13 protein-coding genes are annotated in these 18,239 nt (G+C 41.6%); 12 read left to right on the forward strand and 1 reads right to left on the reverse strand.

The features are described 5' to 3' along the window. Positions 1 to 60 precede the first annotated feature (60 nt). Together J2W55_RS14620 and J2W55_RS14625 are read left to right on the forward strand one after the other, a co-directional pair. Positions 61 to 1,404, forward strand: a complete 1,344-nt coding sequence (locus tag J2W55_RS14620) for an FAD-binding protein (RefSeq protein ID WP_310096876.1) — start codon at positions 61 to 63, stop codon at positions 1,402 to 1,404. Positions 1,405 to 1,488: 84 nt separating this feature from the next. Then, positions 1,489 to 2,646 (forward strand): beta-1,2-mannosidase, encoded by a 1,158-nt coding sequence (locus J2W55_RS14625; protein ID WP_310096879.1) that lies wholly within the window; start codon positions 1,489 to 1,491, stop codon positions 2,644 to 2,646. Between the two features lie 20 nt (positions 2,647 to 2,666). Here the strand turns inward: J2W55_RS14625 and J2W55_RS14630 are convergent, their stop codons facing one another. After that, on the reverse strand, positions 2,667 to 4,283 hold the full coding sequence (locus tag J2W55_RS14630) for a Na+/H+ antiporter (RefSeq protein ID WP_310096882.1): 1,617 nt from the start codon (positions 4,281 to 4,283) through the stop codon (positions 2,667 to 2,669). A 348-nt stretch (positions 4,284 to 4,631) separates the two neighbouring features. Between J2W55_RS14630 and J2W55_RS14635 the strand changes: the two genes are divergently transcribed. From J2W55_RS14635 to J2W55_RS14680, 10 genes are all read left to right on the forward strand, one after another. Continuing rightward, the gene (locus tag J2W55_RS14635; RefSeq protein WP_310096884.1) at positions 4,632 to 6,098 is read left to right on the forward strand and encodes a metallophosphoesterase; all 1,467 of its coding nucleotides are present in this window, start codon (positions 4,632 to 4,634) and stop codon (positions 6,096 to 6,098) included. Between the two features lie 3 nt (positions 6,099 to 6,101). Continuing rightward, entirely contained in the window at positions 6,102 to 6,980 is an 879-nt protein-coding gene (locus J2W55_RS14640; RefSeq protein WP_310096887.1) for a hypothetical protein, read from the forward strand. A gap of 62 nt (positions 6,981 to 7,042) precedes the next feature. Then, positions 7,043 to 7,600, forward strand: coding sequence for a hypothetical protein (locus J2W55_RS14645; RefSeq protein ID WP_310096890.1), 558 nt, complete (start codon positions 7,043 to 7,045; stop codon positions 7,598 to 7,600). Between the two features lie 51 nt (positions 7,601 to 7,651). Beyond that, complete coding sequence (locus J2W55_RS14650) at positions 7,652 to 10,042, forward strand: GMC family oxidoreductase N-terminal domain-containing protein (RefSeq protein ID WP_310096893.1); 2,391 nt, start codon at positions 7,652 to 7,654, stop codon at positions 10,040 to 10,042. Between the two features lie 270 nt (positions 10,043 to 10,312). Continuing rightward, positions 10,313 to 11,749 carry a phytoene desaturase family protein gene (locus tag J2W55_RS14655; protein ID WP_310096896.1) on the forward strand — a complete coding sequence of 479 codons (1,437 nt, stop codon included), beginning with the start codon at positions 10,313 to 10,315 and terminating at the stop codon, positions 11,747 to 11,749. A 36-nt stretch (positions 11,750 to 11,785) separates the two neighbouring features. Then, positions 11,786 to 13,042, forward strand: a complete 1,257-nt coding sequence (locus J2W55_RS14660) for a YeiH family protein (protein WP_310096900.1) — start codon at positions 11,786 to 11,788, stop codon at positions 13,040 to 13,042. A gap of 157 nt (positions 13,043 to 13,199) precedes the next feature. Then, a complete protein-coding gene (locus J2W55_RS14665) occupies positions 13,200 to 14,138 on the forward strand; it encodes a dihydrodipicolinate synthase family protein (RefSeq protein ID WP_310096903.1) in 939 nt (312 codons plus the stop codon). A 52-nt stretch (positions 14,139 to 14,190) separates the two neighbouring features. Then, positions 14,191 to 15,435, forward strand: a complete 1,245-nt coding sequence (locus J2W55_RS14670) for an NAD(P)/FAD-dependent oxidoreductase (protein WP_310096906.1) — start codon at positions 14,191 to 14,193, stop codon at positions 15,433 to 15,435. A 371-nt stretch (positions 15,436 to 15,806) separates the two neighbouring features. Beyond that, entirely contained in the window at positions 15,807 to 16,832 is a 1,026-nt protein-coding gene (locus J2W55_RS14675) for a LacI family DNA-binding transcriptional regulator (protein WP_310096908.1), read from the forward strand. Between the two features lie 113 nt (positions 16,833 to 16,945). Next, complete coding sequence (locus tag J2W55_RS14680; protein ID WP_310096910.1) at positions 16,946 to 18,178, forward strand: sugar MFS transporter; 1,233 nt, start codon at positions 16,946 to 16,948, stop codon at positions 18,176 to 18,178. Positions 18,179 to 18,239 lie beyond the last annotated feature (61 nt).

The following is an 18,239-nucleotide window of genomic DNA, read 5'->3' on the forward strand; positions in this document are numbered from 1 at the left end:
AAACAAAACGTATTTTATTCGTGATTTTTTAGTGTTACATTGTAATAACCTAAGAAAATTATGAAAAGAAAAACATTTATACAATTAAGCACTACCTTAATGGCTACTCCGTTATTGTCATCATTTAAAGTATTGGATCAACCTGAAAGGTTAAAAAACTGGGCCGGGAATCTTACTTACAGCACAGATCATGTATTTTACCCAAAATCGGTAGATGAGGTACAACAATTAATAAAAAAACATAGCAAAATTAAACCCCTGGGTACGAAACATTGTTTTAATGCCATTGCTGATAGTAAAGATAACTTATTGTCAACCAGGTATTTGAATAAGGTTATAAGCCTTGATAAAAAGGCAAAAACTGTGACGGTAGAGGGAGGGATTAAGTATGGTGAACTTGCGCCATATTTGCATAAACAAGGGTTTGCCTTGCCCAATCTGGCTTCGCTGCCTCATATTTCTGTTGCAGGTTCATGTACAACAGCCACACATGGATCAGGTGTTAAAAACGGTAATCTGGCCAGCGCGGTTACAGCTATGGAAATAGTTATAGCTGATGGTAGCATAGTACATCTGTCAAAAGCCGCAAATGCCGAAAAATTAAATGCCGCTGTGGTTAGTCTTGGCGCCATTGGCGTTATTACCAAAGTTACTCTTCAAGTAGAACCAACCTATATGATGCGTCAGCGTGTTTTTACCGATATGCCTATGGCACAGGTGAAACAGCACTTTGAAAAAATAGTTTCGGCTGGTTACAGCGTCAGTTTATTTACTGACTGGCAAAAAGACAGTATCAATGAAGTTTGGATAAAAAGCCGCATTGGTACCGATAAAGACGAAAATGGCCCTGAGTTTTATGGGGCAAAGGCGGCAAAAAAAAATCTGCATCCCATAATAGCACTCTCTGCCGAAAATTGTACGGAGCAAATGGGAGTGCCAGGTCCGTGGTATGAAAGACTGCCACATTTTAAGATGGGTTTTACACCGAGCAGCGGTAAGGAGCTTCAATCAGAATATTTTGTTCCTATGCGTCATGCTGTTGAAGCCATTGAGGCTGTTGCCAGTTTAGGAAAACAAATAGGTCCGCATCTTTTTATAACCGAGATACGTACCATTGCTGCTGACAGCTTATGGATGAGCCCATGTCACAATCAAGCCTCGGTCACCATCCATTTTACCTGGAAACAGGAAACCGAAGCTGTATTAAAGCTGCTACCTGTTATCGAAAAAGAGCTTTCCCCTTTTAATGCAAGGCCACACTGGGGCAAAATATTTACCATGGCTCCAAAAGTATTGGAATCACGATATGAAAAGCTTGATGATTTCAAAAAAACAATAGCTGAATATGATCCGCATGGAAAATTCAGAAACGGGTTTTTAAACCGCGAAATTTATAATGTGTAAAAAGAAAATTCGAAGTTTATAAATTCAGGGATCCTCTTTTTAAACCCGAATAATTATACGTTGAAGTGTAATAAACTGTATTTTATGATAAATCTGTTAAGATCCGTACGAATTTTAATACTGGTTTTATTTGCCCAAACTTGTTTTGGACAGTCGAATGATAATAAATTACCCTCGTGGGCTTTTGGAGGCTTTGCCCGGCCGGTAGATGTAAATCCCATTATTTCGCCAGATACGAGTTCTAAATTTACAGACCCGGTAAGCCAGAAGGTAGTAGCCTGGGAGGCAAATGACACTTTTAATCCGGCGGCAGCTATTAAGAATAATAAAATAGTTGTGTTATACCGGGCCGAAGACCAATATGGTATTGGCATCGGGTATCGCACATCACGTTTGGGTTATGCTGAAAGCAATGATGGCATCCATTTTAAAAGACTAAAGACACCGGTACTTTATCCGGCAAATGATTTGGCCAAAAAATATGAATGGCCGGGCGGATGCGAGGACCCCCGGGTGGCAGTTACACCAAATGGGACTTATGTGGTATTTTATACCGAATGGAACCGTGATGTACCGCGTTTAGGCGCAGCGACTTCAACCGATTTGATCCATTGGACTAAACACGGGCCAATTTTTCAAACAGCCTATAACGGAAAGTTTTTTAACATAGCCAGCAAATCGGCCTCTATACTTACCCGGGTGGTGAATGGTAAACAAGTGATCATAAAAATTAAAGGCAAATACTGGCTATATTGGGGAGAGCACCATGTATATGCAGCTACCTCAACCAACCTGGTTGACTGGGCGGCTGTAACTAACAAGAACGGAGAATTAAAAGAGCTGATATCGCCACGCAAAGGGTATTTTGATAGCGACCTTACCGAATGTGGTCCGCCCGCTTTAATGACCAATAAAGGGATCATCTTATTTTATAACGGCAAAAATAAGGCGGCCGAGGGCCGGGATAAGAGATTTAATGCCAATTCATATTGCGCCGGGCAAGCTTTATTTGATCGGAAGAATCCATCTAAACCATTAAGCAGACTCGACTTGCCTTTTTTGAGACCAATGGAACCGTTTGAAAAAAGCGGGCAGTACGTAAATGGAACTGTTTTTATAGAAGGAATGGTATATTTTAAAAAGAAATGGTTTTTATATTACGGTTGCGCTGATTCGAGGGTTGGTGTTGCCATATATGACCCTGCAAAACCTGCGCCTGCCGATCCGGTAACAGATCAATGACAGCATCAAAAAGCACAAGGTTATTCTTCGCGATGATCAAAGTGCTGGCGTATTTTTTCTTCTTCCAAATCGAGCAGATCCAGTTGTTGTTTAATAATATCGTCATTGATATTTTCTTTTTTGTTCAGTGTCCTCAATAGGTCGCGCTGTTGTGTCATTAATTCATTAATAACCGTTCGGTAGTCGCGGTAAAAATCATCAGCCCGATGACTGTTATCGCCTTTTTCCCAATCGTTTAACAGTTCCATATCAGCATCAAGTTTCATTTTGAGCGATTTTACCATGTCATTATCTTTAAGTTGGGATGCGTATTTATTTTCAAGGATATCTAAAGATAATTTGGAGAGTTTTTTTCTGACCATCTGCTTTTGCTGCTCAAATGGGATGGTATAATCAGGATCAGGCATGTTTACCCATTTAATGAGAGCAGGAAGCGTTAAACCCTGCAATACCAGTGTAACCAAAATCACGGTAAAAGTTATAAATAAAATAAGGCTGCGATGCGGAAAAGCCGCACCTGAATGAAGAGTTGCGGGGATACTGAGCGCGGCAGCCAATGATACTACACCGCGCATACCTGCCCAACCCAACAGCAGGGGCCCCTTCAAGCCCGGGTTACTATCGGCTGTTTTGATATACTTGCTGATGAATATGGTAAAAAGCAAAGCACCATAAGTACTGGCCAAACGCGTGATGATCAATACCCCTGTAATGATCAAGCTATATTTAATAGCCGGATTTATCCCGGCCGGCCCCAGGTCTTTGATAATAACCGGAAATTCAAGCCCAATGAGTATAAAAACAAAACCGTTGAGTACAAAGGCTACCGCCTCCCATACATTTACTCCCTGCAGCCGGCTGCGATGGGTTAAAAAAGATTGCCGCCTTGCCGACAGGAACAGTCCGCCGCTTACCACGGCGAGCACCCCCGAAACATGAAATTCCTCGGCCACTATATACATGGCATAAGGGGTTAAAAATGTAAGTATGATATCAATATTGGTAGTGGTAGGCAGCCAGCGGTGAACAGCATAAAATATCAACGCTACAACAAGGCCGGTAACTATGCCCATAACAATTACTATCACAAAGCTGACGGCCGCATGGCTAAAAACAAAAGTGCCGGTTGTTACAGCTATCAGTGCAAACCTGAAAACAACCAAACTGGATGCATCGTTCAACAAACTTTCGCCTTCCAGTATGGTGATGAGCCTTTTTGGTACTTTTACATCCTTTAGTACAGCAGTGGCCGAAACTGCATCAGGAGGTGAAATAATGCCACCCAATAAAAAGCCAAGCGCAAGTGTAAAACCCGGAATAATATTACTTGAAACTATAGCGATAACAAAAGCGGTAACAATAACAATCAGAAACGCGAAACTGGTAATAACCCGACGCCATTTCCAGAAATCCTTCCAGGAGGTGTTCCAGGCGGCTTCATATAGCAAGGGGGGCAAAAATATCACAAATATCATGTCGGGCTCAATTTCAATTCCGCTTAAACCGGGAACAAACCCCAGTACCAATCCGGTAAGCACAAGTAAAATTGGGTAAGCTATTTTGATTTTTTGTCCCGCCATGACTACTAACAGGATAATGGCGAGAAGACTGGCGTATTGAATGATCAGGTGATGCATTTGCAGATTAAAAAAGGTATTAGTCACTAAAAATACAATAATTAATCAAAATCCATCTGTCGCAAATGCGACGAAAAATGCTCAAACTAATAATTTAAGAGCTTTTGAATTGATGATGAGGGCTACTGGTCTGCTATTAACCGGTATAAACGTTTTCAGAAGGTGGCAAAAGGTACAGTGGCTATTGTAAATATGAAAATTGTTTTATATATTGCTGATTATCAATTAATATAGTTGATTGACTGCCTATTTTGCAACACTTGTTTAATGTAGCTGTTCTTTAAAAAGTAGCGCAATAAGAAGAAGCACAACCAAACCTCTGCACCAATTACTTAAACCTAAACCGCCATGCAAGAAAGCGGGACCAGAGAATTTAATTTCCCACCGAACAACTATGGAACGCCTTTAATAGAGATCAACTCTGATGGCAAGGCGATATTTGTGATCAGTGACCTGCATTTGGCCGCAGGAATAAATACGAACAACAATTACGAGGGAACAGAAAACTTTTTTGCCGATCAGTCATTTGTACGATTCATTGATCATCTGGAAAAAAAGAGTGACCCGGCCAAAGCGTTACTAATAATAAATGGCGATTTTATTGACTTTTTACGCATCTGTAATTTTCCTGTAGTTGATAAGGATTTTTCGGATTGGGGAGAAATGTTGCATATAGTTGGGGTTATTAAAACGCAGCAAGAACTCCGCGATTCCATTATCAAAAAAGAGAAAACGTTTGGAATGCGCACCAATGATTATAAATCCGTGTGGAAACTTCATGTGTGCATGTCTGGTCATAAGGCATTGTTTGAGCGGCTCGCGTTATGGATATATCACGGCAATGAATTAATTATTACCAAAGGCAATCATGACCTGGAGTGGTATTGGAAACCTGTTCAAAACTATTTGCAATATTACCTTGCAAAGTTACTTTCTCAAAAGCTTCAACTATCAACAGCCGGTTTATTGCCTGCAATTATCAGCCACACCACGTTTGCTGATCATTCCGTTATCATCGATAAAAAGATTTATGTAGAACATGGCCATTGCTATGAAAACACAACAGCCGTAAAGGGGAATGTGCTTAGCGATAATAAGCAAGAGTTGAATCTGCCATTTGGCTCATTTTTTAACCGGTATTTGATCAATAAGATAGAGCTCGTTTATCCTTTTATTGATAACGTAAGGCCCCGGGAAAATATTCTGCTCGTGTTGTTCCGCGAACGGTTTCCACTGGCCCTGAAAATGGTTTTTTGCTATGTGCCTTTCACTATTTTGCTCATCCCCAAGAAGATGTGGTGGGAGGTTTTTAAGTATGCTATCACTTTTTTCCTCATCATTGTTTTACCGCTTGCCATTACCGGATATGCTGTTTACCGGAGCCTGCCGAAAGGGCCCGTAATAAATGATTCTTCATGGATTTTACAGCAAATACTGAACTTGGGTAAAAACCTCGGCTTCCTGTTTCTTTCTTATTTACTTGGCAGGCTCATGACGCTGGTAAAATTAAGCCCACCGGCGAGTTTTGTTACCTATGCCGAAGGCGTTTTAAATGGCAATGCCGAATTGGAGGTGGTAACGTTTGGCCATACACACAATCCTGAACAAAGAAATATAAATGGTAAATGGTATTTGAACACTGGTACCTGGATGCCTGTGTTTGAGGCATCATCTGCAGATATACGTATTGATAAAACCTATACATTTCTTCATTTTGATTATAACAGTGCCAAACAGCTACAGATTTATCCTTTACAACGCTGGAACGATGAAGCTCTGCGCGACGATGACTTGCCGCTAATTGAAAAAAACTGAGCCATGAAAAAAATATTTTATCTGATATGTTTTTGCGGTTTCTTATCCGGCTGCAGCGCATTTAAAAATGCAGGCAGCAGCCTGGGCCAGGGCTTTAACAGCCAGACAAGATCCATAGGAAAGAACCTGATTATTGGAATTGATTCCGGACTTGTTGAGTCAGCTATTCGGGCCGATCTGTATAAAACACTTGATTCTGCAATTATAATAGCCGGCAGCAGTACCAATAAAAACCTGAAAAAAGTATTGGATTCTTTACTTACTAAACGCTGGTCGGTATTTGTAAAGCAACTGGTAGAGGATGCTTCCGGACAGCAAACCCGCAAGAATATAGAAAACCTGCGTGAAGCGCTGATCGGCGCAAAGTCAAAAGCAGAAGTACAGGCGCTCATTGCCGCTGTTTTAAATGACGAGACCAACGGCAAACTGGTGACCTTAAAAAATAAATTACTTGGCGACGAAACGAGGAAACAGGTGAGTGATATAATTGATACGGGGATGCAGCATTTTACAACCCGTTTTCAAGCGGGCATTACCGATTCAACTTTGCTCAAGCTGTCTCATTTTTTGAACAATGATTTAAATAAAAGTCTTGATTCAAATCTTTCGATAATTCAAAAATACGCCACCTGGTTTTTAGTGGGCATTGGCGTTGTGGCAGCGTTTATAATTACGCTGGTATGGATAAACCGGCAAAAATACCTTAAGCTAAGTACACTCATGGCTTCGCAGGTGAATGCCATACCTGACCAGCAAATGTATGACCAGCTTACAGCACGCATTAAACAGAGCGCCGTAACAGCAGGGGTTGAACCAACTTTACGAAACATATTGGATAAAAATAATTTGCTGGGAAATGAAACCTGGAAACCGGTTGTCTGATGTGATGAGTAATGATTGAAACCCGACTTGAAATGTTTAATCCGATTTAAAAACATAAAGCTATGTCAAAGAAATGGACCTACGAAACCCTTGCCCAATGCGACAAGGCCACATTAGAAAAGATTTTGCTGGAAGGAACACCTCCGGATATAGAAAAATTAAACGGACTTATATACTGTGGGTGGAATCACGAACCCATTGGTAAAATATCAGGCGAAAAGTTTAAAAAGGGTTTCTATAAAAGGGATGGCGCTAATTATGGTTACAACGAAACCGTGATACAGGATCATCAGAAATACCTTGGACAATGGGAGGTTGGCTTGCATAAGGTGAGGCCTAACCAGTTGGGATATTTCAGAACATCATACGTAAAAGATGAACCCTATCACAAGCTATATCAGCCGTATTTACACCTGGCTCATTTTAATTACGATATCCCGTTTCACAAGTTTACCCTTAGCTTTTTTAGGGTGATACGTGATTTTGTGGTATTACCAAACGAGGGCGATCATGACCTGATGCTTTGCAAAGCTTACCTGTCGCTTGGTGAAAACCTGAATATATTTTACTGTTATTTTTTGCTTGGGCATCCGCAGGAAATAAGGTACCTGCCCTGGTAATGCCTAAAAAGATGCAGTAACAAAAATGACATTTATATAAAATTTGATATTATGAACCGTGAATTGGTACAAGCAGAAAAATACCTGAAGTCTTTTTTGAAATTACTTCTTGTTTTGTCAGTAATTACGCTTTTCTTTCATTTTTTTCCTAAGCTAACACCTGCATTTTTGCGAACCGCAGCCGGAAATACATATGCCACAATATCAGGGAATTCTGTATTACAGGTATTTTTAATTATTCTGTTATTGGCTTTGGCAATAGGCGATGTGCGTCGTTTTAGTCCGCTGATACGCTTGTTTAAATGGGTATTGGCATTGGCCATAATATGGACAGCGATGCAATGGATCCGTGGGAGGGAGGCCACCGCGGGCACCACGCACCTCTGGCAACTGATCACCTATACTGTTGTTTTTGTTGTGCTTTGGATATTGTTCAGGGCAGCAGGCATAGCACGTTACAACCTTAAATATTTGTCAATACAGCAATTTCAAACATTACAGGCTTTGGCTGAGGTTTGCATATCCGGCGATACTGACAGATTTAAACTGCAGATAGAGCCTGTAAAAGTGGCAATAAATGTAGATACCTATCTCATCAAATTCAAGGCTCAAAGCAAATGGGTTATGAAAATGGTGCTTACCGCCATGGAGGTGTATCCGCTATTGTCGCTCAACCCCCTGCTAAGCTTGATGCAGCCTGCCGCGCGCCTGGCGTTTCTTAAAAAAAGGTTTATCACCGATCTTGAATTTCAAAATACGCCGCGCTGGTACGGTGAATTGGTGCAAGCTGCTATACGAATGAGCAAACAACTTTGCTTTATGGGTTATTACAGCGACCCCGCGGTATATGAAAGCATTGGTTATGTGCCGTTTTCTAAAAGGAAAGATATTGATGACAGAAAAAGGCAGTTTCCGGGCACCCATTCTCAGGCAGCTTTATTGAAGGTGCTGGAGGAAACAGACATAAAAACAAGTGAAATAACCGCGGATGTGGTTATTGTAGGTTCCGGTGCGGCGGCCTCTATTTTAGCCAATCAGTTAGTGCAGGCAGGCAGAAAGGTGTTGCTTGTAGAATTCGGCGGCCTTGAGCAGACGCTTACATTTTCAGAAGATGAAGTGGATATGGTGAGCAGATTGTATGCTGATGGTGCTTTGCAGCTTTCCCGCGATTTTCGATTCCAAGTATTTCAGGGCAGGTGTGTTGGCGGTTCTACTGTAGTGAATAATGCGGTTTGCTTTGAAACACCTGCTCATATCCTGGATAAGTGGACAAATGAAATGGGCATAGATATTGACCGGGAAAGGTACGCAAGCTCAATGGAGGCAGTTTATAAGCTCATGAAAATATCCCACACCCCCACCATGACTGACGACCGGTTTTTAAACCCCGGAGGGCGGCTTTTTGCCGATGCCTGTAAAAAAATGGGCTATGATAAGCCTGAGTTAGATTCCGTTATGGCCAACATAAACGGTTGCCTGGGTTCGGGCTATTGCAATATTGGCTGCATGTATGGTAAAAAACTTTCCATGCTCGATACCATTTTGCCCCAAACTCAGCTGGCAAACCCCGATGCATTGCAAATAATAGCCAATTGTGAAGCAATAAGCTTTAACCGGAATGGGAGCAAGATAGTTTCGCTTACAGGTAAGTTCAAAAACGGACGGCAGATTACTATTAAAGGCAATACTTTTGTGTCGTCTGCAGGAGCTGTATCATCAAGCATCCTGTTAATGAAATCAAAACTGGGTATTGCAAATGCAGGCAAAAAATTGGCATTTAATTTTGGCACGCAGATAACGGCGGCTTTTACGCAACCTGTAAATTCTTACGACGGATTACAGATATCTCATTTTTTGAAAACGAACGACCGCAGATATGTGATGGAAACATGGTTTAACCCACCTATGTTTCAATCAACAGCTATGCCAGGCTGGTTTGATCAGCATTTTTACAACATGCAGCAATACAGCCATATGGCTTGCACTGGTATATTGGTTGGCACAGCATCAAATGCCGAAGTAAAAATTGCCGGCTTATTTGGACGTGACATTAATTATGTACCTACCGAAGATGATTTTGACAGCCTGATGGACGGTTTGGAAAAAGCTGCAGAAATATATTTAAATGGCGGTGCAGAACGGGTGATGCCAAATACGTTTAACTATTATGAATACAAAACAGTAAAAGAGCTAAAGGAGAACCTGCGCAAAAATGTGAAAGCCTCGCCTGATATTTCAACAGGTTCCGGACACCCGCAAGGAGGTAATGTGATGAGTAATGATCCTAAAACCGGTGTGGTAGATGCAGGTTTTAAAGTGTTTGGATTTGACAACTTGTTTGTTTGCGACGCCAGCGTATTCCCAACCAGCCTGGGGGTAAATCCGCAGGTTACCGTAATGACATTGGCACACTATGCAGCGCCAATTATTGCAAGGAATTAATGCAATAAAATAAAAAGTATAGGCATAGACCCGTTAATCATTTTTCCTGAGCTTGTTTTTAACACTTACCGGAAACGCCATCTTCCCGCGTTGTTCTGACGAACAGATGGTAGTCGCTACCTGTACATTTGCAGAGAAGGTTTTTATACCGTTTATATACCCATTATAATTTTAATCAAACGACAAATGAATGAATGTGTATATTGTGCTTGATCATGTAACTGCCGTTTACAGGTAGTAGATTGATAGCGGAAATACCAGAAAGTATTTATGAAACCCGAGAAACGTGATTATGATGCAGTGATAGTAGGCTCGGGGCCAAATGGCCTTGCGGCAGCTATATTGTTACAACAAAACGGGCTTTCAGTTTTATTGCTGGAAGGCAAAAGTACAATCGGCGGTGGTTTACGTACCGAAGAACTTACGCTGCCCGGTTTTAAGCATGACGTATGCTCTGCCGTCCATCCACTGGCTGCGGGTTCGCCGTTTTTTGAAACGCTGCCCTTGCACGCGCATGGTCTGGAATATATTTACCCGGAAGTGGCAGCGGCACATCCATTTGATACAGGGACAGCGGCGGTGCTCAAAAAATCCGTCATTGAAACTGCTGAGCTTTTGGGAGAGGATAGAGATGCTTATTTAAAGCTGATGGCACATCTGGCAAAATCCTGGCCTGGTTTGGCCCCTGATTTATTAGGTCCGTTAACCTACCCAAAGCATCCGCTTGATTTGGCTGTTTTTGGATTGGATGCTTTAACACCGGCAACCTTCTTAGCCAAGCGGTTTAAAACTGAGAAAGCCAAAGGTCTTTTAGCAGGGATGGCGGCGCATGGTATACAACCACTTACCAATCTGGCAACATCGGCAATTGCTTTGGTTTTAATGGCCAACGGCCACCTGAAAGGCTGGCCTATACCCAAAGGCGGTTCCATTAAAATAGCAGAAGCACTGGCATCATATTTCACATCTATAGGAGGTAAGATAGAAACGAACACCTTTATCAATTCCTTTGATCAGTTACCATCAGCACATACTGTTTTGTTTGATGTTACACCCAAACAATTGATGCAGATTGCCGGATTCAAATTTTCATCGTTATATAAATGGCAGTTGAGGCGTTATCGTTATGGCGCGGGTGTTTTTAAGATTGACTGGGCACTTGACGGAGCCATTCCTTTTAAAGCCGAAGACGTACGAAAAGCGGGAACAGTACACATAGGTGGTACATTAAAGGAAATTGTTACCGGCGAGCAACAGGTATGGAATGGGCTACACCCCGAGAAGCCGTTTGTGCTGCTGTCGCAGCAAAGCCTTTTTGATAATACCCGTGCGCCCGAAGGCAAGCATACCGCCTGGGCTTACTGCCACGTTCCCAGTGGCTCAACTAAAGATATGACCGATATTATTGAAAAGCAGGTTGAGCGCTTTGCTCCGGGATTTCGTGAACATATTATTGGCAGGCATACTTTTAATACACAACAACTGGAAAGCTATAACCCCAATTACATTGGAGGAGATATTAACGGTGGGGTAATCGATATCGGGCAGTTATTTACCCGGCCGGTATTGCGGCTTTCGCCTTACCGCACCTCGGCAAAAGGCATCTATATTTGTTCGTCGTCCACACCGCCAGGAGGCGGGGTACACGGCATGTGTGGTTATCATTCGGCTAAACGTGCATTAAAAGATGTTTTTAACATCATATAAAATCATAACAAATTATCAGATTATAAACCTTCACTTATGTCAACTGCTAAAAACAAACTAACACTGCACGAAGATTGGGCAGTGGTTATTTTGGGTTCATTGATCATCATTCTTTCATTAGCCGGCCTGCTTTTACCAATTCCTGCATTCGGGTGGAAAAATAGTACAGAATTAACAGGAACAGTCCTCGGCACTACCAACCTGACTAAAATATTTATCCAGTTTGTTTTTGTGTTTATTATTGGGGGCATCGGCGCATTTATTACCGGTAAGTCAATTAAAAATTATGCATTTGGCTTTCCATTGGTTTATCTGGTTACAATTTTTGCTTTGGTATTGGCCGGCAGCAGCCAGGCAAAAACCTTAAACCTTGAGGCGGTCATATTCAGCCTTGTTTTAGGCTTGCTGATCAGCAATTTTATCAAGCTGCCCGAGTGGCTCAAATCATCTCTTTCAACCGAATTGTTTGTGAAAATAGGCTTGGTGCTTTTAGGCACCGGCGTTATTTTTGGAGATATATTAAAAGCCGGGTCATTGGGGCTCATCCAGGCTTTACTTGTGGTAACATCAGTATGGTACTTTGCTTATTGGGTATGCAAAAAGCTAAAGGTTGACGATGAAATAGCCATGATGATTTCGAGTGCGGTATCCATTTGCGGCGTATCAGCAGCCATTGCCACGGCTGGAGCTATCAAAGGTGATTCAAAAAAACTATCTTATGTAATTTCGATGGTGCTGATTACCGCCATTCCTATGATGATATTTATGCCTGTTATAGCGCATTATTTTAACTTTTCGCAGGCTGTTACAGGTGCCTGGCTGGGCGGAAGCATTGACACCACGGGTGCAGTGGTTGCGTCAGGGTCACTGGTGGGCGAAACGGCTTTAAAGATCAGTACTATTGTGAAATTTTCACAAAACGTTTTGCTGGGCCTTGCCGCATTCGCCATTTCCATTTACTGGACATATACCAAACACCCCTCGGCACAAGACAAAGATACCAAGCCAACTTTGAAAGTGATCTGGGAGCGTTTCCCCAAATTCGTGCTTGGTTTTATCGGTGCTTCACTGTTGTTCTCGTTCTTTTTGTCGCCAACCGGCGCTGCAACGGTTAAAGATAGTTTAAAGAGCTTACAGGGCCTGTGGTTTGCGCTGGCGTTTACAAGTATCGGGCTGGAAACCAATTTTGCCGATCTTTTTAACAAGAACAGCAAGAAACCGTTGTATGCATTCCTGATTGCGCAAACCTTTAATGTTTTTATAACCCTTGCTATAGCGTTTATACTGTTTTAACGGTTAATATATGACGGTTAGCATTAAAGATAATTAATGAATACTTGTAATAAGACGCTATATATTATTGCAATTTGATAAAATACGGTTAATGTCTGCTAAATTATTGGTTTAAATTTACTTAGGACTATTTTAGTTTTGTGAAAAATATTATAGAATGATAACTTTTGATTGGAAAGGTGTACTGCCAGCGGTAACCACTAAATTTACAAATAACGATGAACTTGACTTTGAAGCCTTTGATATAAACTTAAATGCCCAGCTTGAAGCCGGCGTTGACGGATTTATATTAGGCGGCTCCCTGGGCGAAGCGAGTGTTTTAAGCGACGACGAAAAATTCGCGCTGCTTGCTCACACGGTGGAATTTGTTAAAGGAAAAGTTCCCGTTATATTGAACATAGCCGAACAAACTACAAAAGCTGCTGTTAACTGTGCCCAAAAAGCATTTGATAAAGGTGCCGATGGTTTGATGCTGTTGCCCCCAATGCGTTACAATAGCGAAGCCCGTGAAACCATTACCTATTTCACTACTATCGCTACGAGTACCGAACTGCCGATCATGATCTATAACAACCCTGTTGATTATAAAGTAGAGGTTACATTAGATATGTTTGAACAACTTGCCTCTTATGACAATATACAGGCGGTTAAAGAGTCAACCCGCGACGTATCAAATGTTACCCGTATGTTCAATCGTTTTGGCGAAAGGTTTAAGATATTAACTGGTGTTGATCCGCTGGCCATGGAAAGCCTTGTTATGGGAGCGCATGGTTGGGTAGCCGGTTTGGTTGACGCATTCCCTAAAGAAACTGTGGCTATTTATCGCCTGGTAAAAGCAAAAAGATATGATGAAGCTTTGGCTATTTACCGTTGGTTTTTACCGGTGCTTGAACTGGATATCCATCCCAAACTGGTACAATATATTAAACTAGCCGAAGTTGCCACCGGCATTGGGACCGAAAATGTACGTGCTCCGCGTTTGCCGCTAATTGGTGCCGAGCGTGAAAAAGTTCAAAAGATCATAAACGATGCGCTTGCTACAAGACCTGAATTGCCTGTAGGCAGCTGGGGAAAATTAAGCGAAGTCGCATTATAATTTTATAAATAAAAAGATTTCGGATTTCTATCTTAAGCTAAACGCTACAAGAATGGCAAATGTGCTCATAATAGGAGGTGGGATAGTAGGGCTTAGTTCTGCATATTATTTACAAAAAGCGGGGCATCAGGTTACTGTACTTGATAAAGGCGATATGACAGACAGTTGCTCATATGGAAACGCCGGTATGATAGTGCCAAGTCATTTTGTACCGCTGGCAACGCCGGGAATGGTAACACAGGGCATCAGGTGGATGTTTAACAGCAAAAGCCCTTTTTATGTAAAACCATCTTTAAACCCCGAACTAATAACCTGGGGACTTAAGTTTTTAAAGAAAGCAAACGCCGCGCACGTCGAAAAATCGGCAGTGCCCCTAACGGAACTTTCTATGCTTAGTAAAAAGCTTTATGAGGACTTAAGCAAAGAACCCGGCCTTGACTTTGATCTGGTGGAAAAGGGTATCCTGATGTTTTATAAAACCGAAAAGGCCGGCGAAGAAGAAATACACATGGCTGAAAAGGGCAGGGAGCTTGGTTTGGATATGGCAGTGCTTAACGCCGTCGAGTGTAAGAAACTGCAACCAAAACTTGAGCTGGATGTATTAGGCGCGGTACACTATCGTTGTGATGCACATCTGTCGCCCAATAAATTAATGGCTGCTTTAATAAAATACCTGAAAGCTGCCGGTGTAAAATTAATTACCAATACAGAAGTTACCAAAATTGAAACCGCAGCGGGTAAAGTAAGCAGGGTATTGTCCTTTAATGAGGAGTTTAAAGCTGATGAGTATATCATAGCGGGCGGCTCATGGTCGCCGGCCATTGGCAGGCTTTTGGGCATAAAGATCCTGCTTATGCCGGGTAAAGGCTACTCTTTTAACGTAAAGGATGATAGCGGAACCATGCACATCCCGGCATTGCTGGCCGAAGCCAGGGTTGCAATTACCCCAATGAACGGCGGCTTACGCTACGGCGGCACTATGGAACTTGACAAGATCAATGACCGTATTAACATGAACCGCGTAAAAGGAATTGTTGAATCTGTGCCTAAATACTTTCCCGCATTAAAGCCCGCTATTCCCGAACAAAAAGATATCTGGTTTGGTTTCAGGCCTTCATCTGCCGATGGTTTGCCTTATATAGGGCGCACTAAACAGTATGGCAATCTTATTGTAGCCACAGGGCATGGCATGATGGGCCTAAGTTTAGGTGCGGCAACGGGCTTACTCGTAAGTGAAATTGTTAACGGGGAACCAACTACTATAGACATTAAAGAATTTTCACCTGATAGGACATAAGTTAAATTATCCTGATCAAAAGGGAATTATTGCGCTCATCTTAACTGATGGGCGTTTTTTTTGCCGCTGTAAGCAATCTTACACTAAGCTTTGTAAATAAAATGGCCAATTGATAATTAAACAGCGGCACCCTTAGATCCCCGGCTTCAACGATGTAGCAAATAAACCAGCGAATGTTTGATAAACTTAGTTTACTGCAATACATTTGAATATACTCTGTATTGACTATATCGCATGATACAGCCAACCTGATAGGGCTTTATTACGAAACCGGTTTAAATTAATATTTAAGCCGGGCGTTAAAGCAAGTCCTGGGCGGTGTTACTGTATTTTAACTGTACTTAAACTACTTATTTGCATAATTTAATCAAATGAAAAAAAAGGTTTCGATCAAAGATATCGCAGCGCAGCTCAATATTTCTATCACCACTGTTTCATTGATTTTGAATGGTAAAGCAAAAGAAGTTGGATTGAGGGATGCACTTGCCGAAAAGGTTTTAAAACATGCTGAGGAAGTTGGATATAAACCTAATTTATTGGCCAAAAGCCTCCGGACAGGTAAAACCAAGATCATATGTCTGCTTATTGAAAACATTGCCGATCCTTTTTTTTCGTCGGTTGCAGCTTTTGTTGAAGAACAGGCCAACTTACGGGGTTATAAGATAATTTATGGCAGTACTAAAAATGAACCAGGGAAAACCAGGGAACTTATTAATCTCTTTAAAGACAGGCATGTTGACGGATTCATTATAGCGCCATCTGAAAACCTGGAGAAGGATATTAAGAGTTTATTAAGCGAAAACGTCCCTTTAGTACTGTTTGACCGTTTTTATGAAACCATCAGTACTGATCAGGTAGTTATTGATAATTTTGAGAGCGCTTACAAAGTAGTCGAATTACTTATTGATCGGCATTATAAAAATATTGCATTTATAACACTCGACTCCAGCCAAACACAAATGGCTGATCGTTTATCGGGTTACTTGAAAGCGTTGAATGATTATGGGCTGAAAGCCCAGTCGCATGTTAAAAAGATATTGTATTCAAAAGTAGAACAGGATGCTTTTAATGAAATAATGGAACTGGTAAAATCAAATCCCCAGCTTGACGCATTGTTTTTTGGAACGAGTTATCTTACATTGAAAGGTCTGGAAGTGCTTAACGAACTGGGTATAGCAATTCCTCAGGATATGGGTGTAGTTTCTTTTGATGACCATGCCGTTTTTAAATTATTTACCCCAAGCATCACCGCGGTGGCACAACCTGTTGCACAGATGTCTGAGCAGTTGGTAAATCTGCTTCTTGAACAGATAGATGATCAAACAAGTAGCCGGATAAAAAAGCAGATAGTTGTACCTGCAATCCTTCATGTCCGTAACTCTTTAAAAGCCAAATAAATTTTATTTTCACACCTGCGCTACTCCAACGTTGGAGTAAATATTTTTTTATAATTTTACTTAAAACGTTTTAGATTACTTTATTTGTACCATAACCAATTATAAAAAAAAACATGACGACCAAAGCAGCCTTTACTGAGAAGAAATTTATTATTCCCTTAATTTTTGTTACTTCCCTTTTCCTGATGTGGGGGCTGCTGCTGTCAATGAGCGATGTACTTAATAAGCATTTTCAAACCGTATTAAATCTATCCAAATCAAAATCTGGTCTTATTCAGTTTTCCGTGTTCGGAGCTTATTTTATCATGAGCATACCGGCGGGTTATTTCCTTAAAAAGTTTGGCTATAAGCCAGGGGTGCTGTTAGGACTTCTGCTATTTGCCGCAGGCGTATTTTTGTTTGTTCCCGCCTCAAACGCCGCCTCATTTAACTTTTTCCGTATAGCTTTATTTGTGATGGGTTGCGGTATGGCCACGCTCGAAACCGTAGCCCACCCGTTTGCGGCAGCCCTGGGCGATCAGCGTACCAGTGATCAGCGCCTCAATTTTTCACAAACGTTTAATGCTGTGGGCACCATTATTGGTCCGGCAATTGGTTCGTATTTTCTTTTTCGTGTCGGTGCTGAAAATTCCACAGACCTTACATCGGTTAAATCACTTTATATAGGCATTGGTTGTGTCATCCTGTTCATCGCATTGGCCTTTGTGTTCTTAAAGATACCAGCGCTCACAGATCCGCATGTTAAACCAGCCACTGTTGATCCGGATGCTGTTAATGTGGACCTTGCTCCGGCAAAAAAATTAATTCAACACAAGCATTTTGTTTGGGCTGTTGCGGCTCAGTTTTTTAACGTGGCCGCACAGGGCGGTACCTGGGCCTTTTTTATCAATTACGGGCATGATGTAATGGGTTTAAGTAATGCTACAGCCGTAAGTTACATGAGCATATTCATGGCCATGATGGCGTTAGGGCGTTTTGTGGGTACTTTTCTGATGCGGTTCATTGCACCAAATAAGTTGCTGGCCGCATTTGCCCTGGGCAATATTATCATGTGCATTATAGTAGCACAGGGCTTAGGATGGCCTTCCTATATTGCCCTAATGATGGTCAACTTTTTCTTCAGCATCATGTTCCCCACCATTTTTAGCCTGGGGTTAAAGAATTTGGGCGGCCATACTCAACAGGCATCTTCATTCATATCAATGGGGGTTGTTGGCGGTGCATTTTTTCCGCTTATTATGGGACTAATTGCTAATCATGACGTTGCGAAAGCCTATTATCTGCCTATTATATGTTACGTGGTTATTTTTCTGTTCGCTGCTAAATTTTATAAAGTGAAACATTGATAAACCGCTGCAGAACGGTATTGATCATTAAGAACTTGTCGCGATAAATAAAGTGTTCAAG

The organism is Mucilaginibacter pocheonensis (assembly GCF_031456535.1).
Taxonomy (GTDB): Bacteria; Bacteroidota; Bacteroidia; order Sphingobacteriales; family Sphingobacteriaceae; genus Mucilaginibacter; species Mucilaginibacter pocheonensis.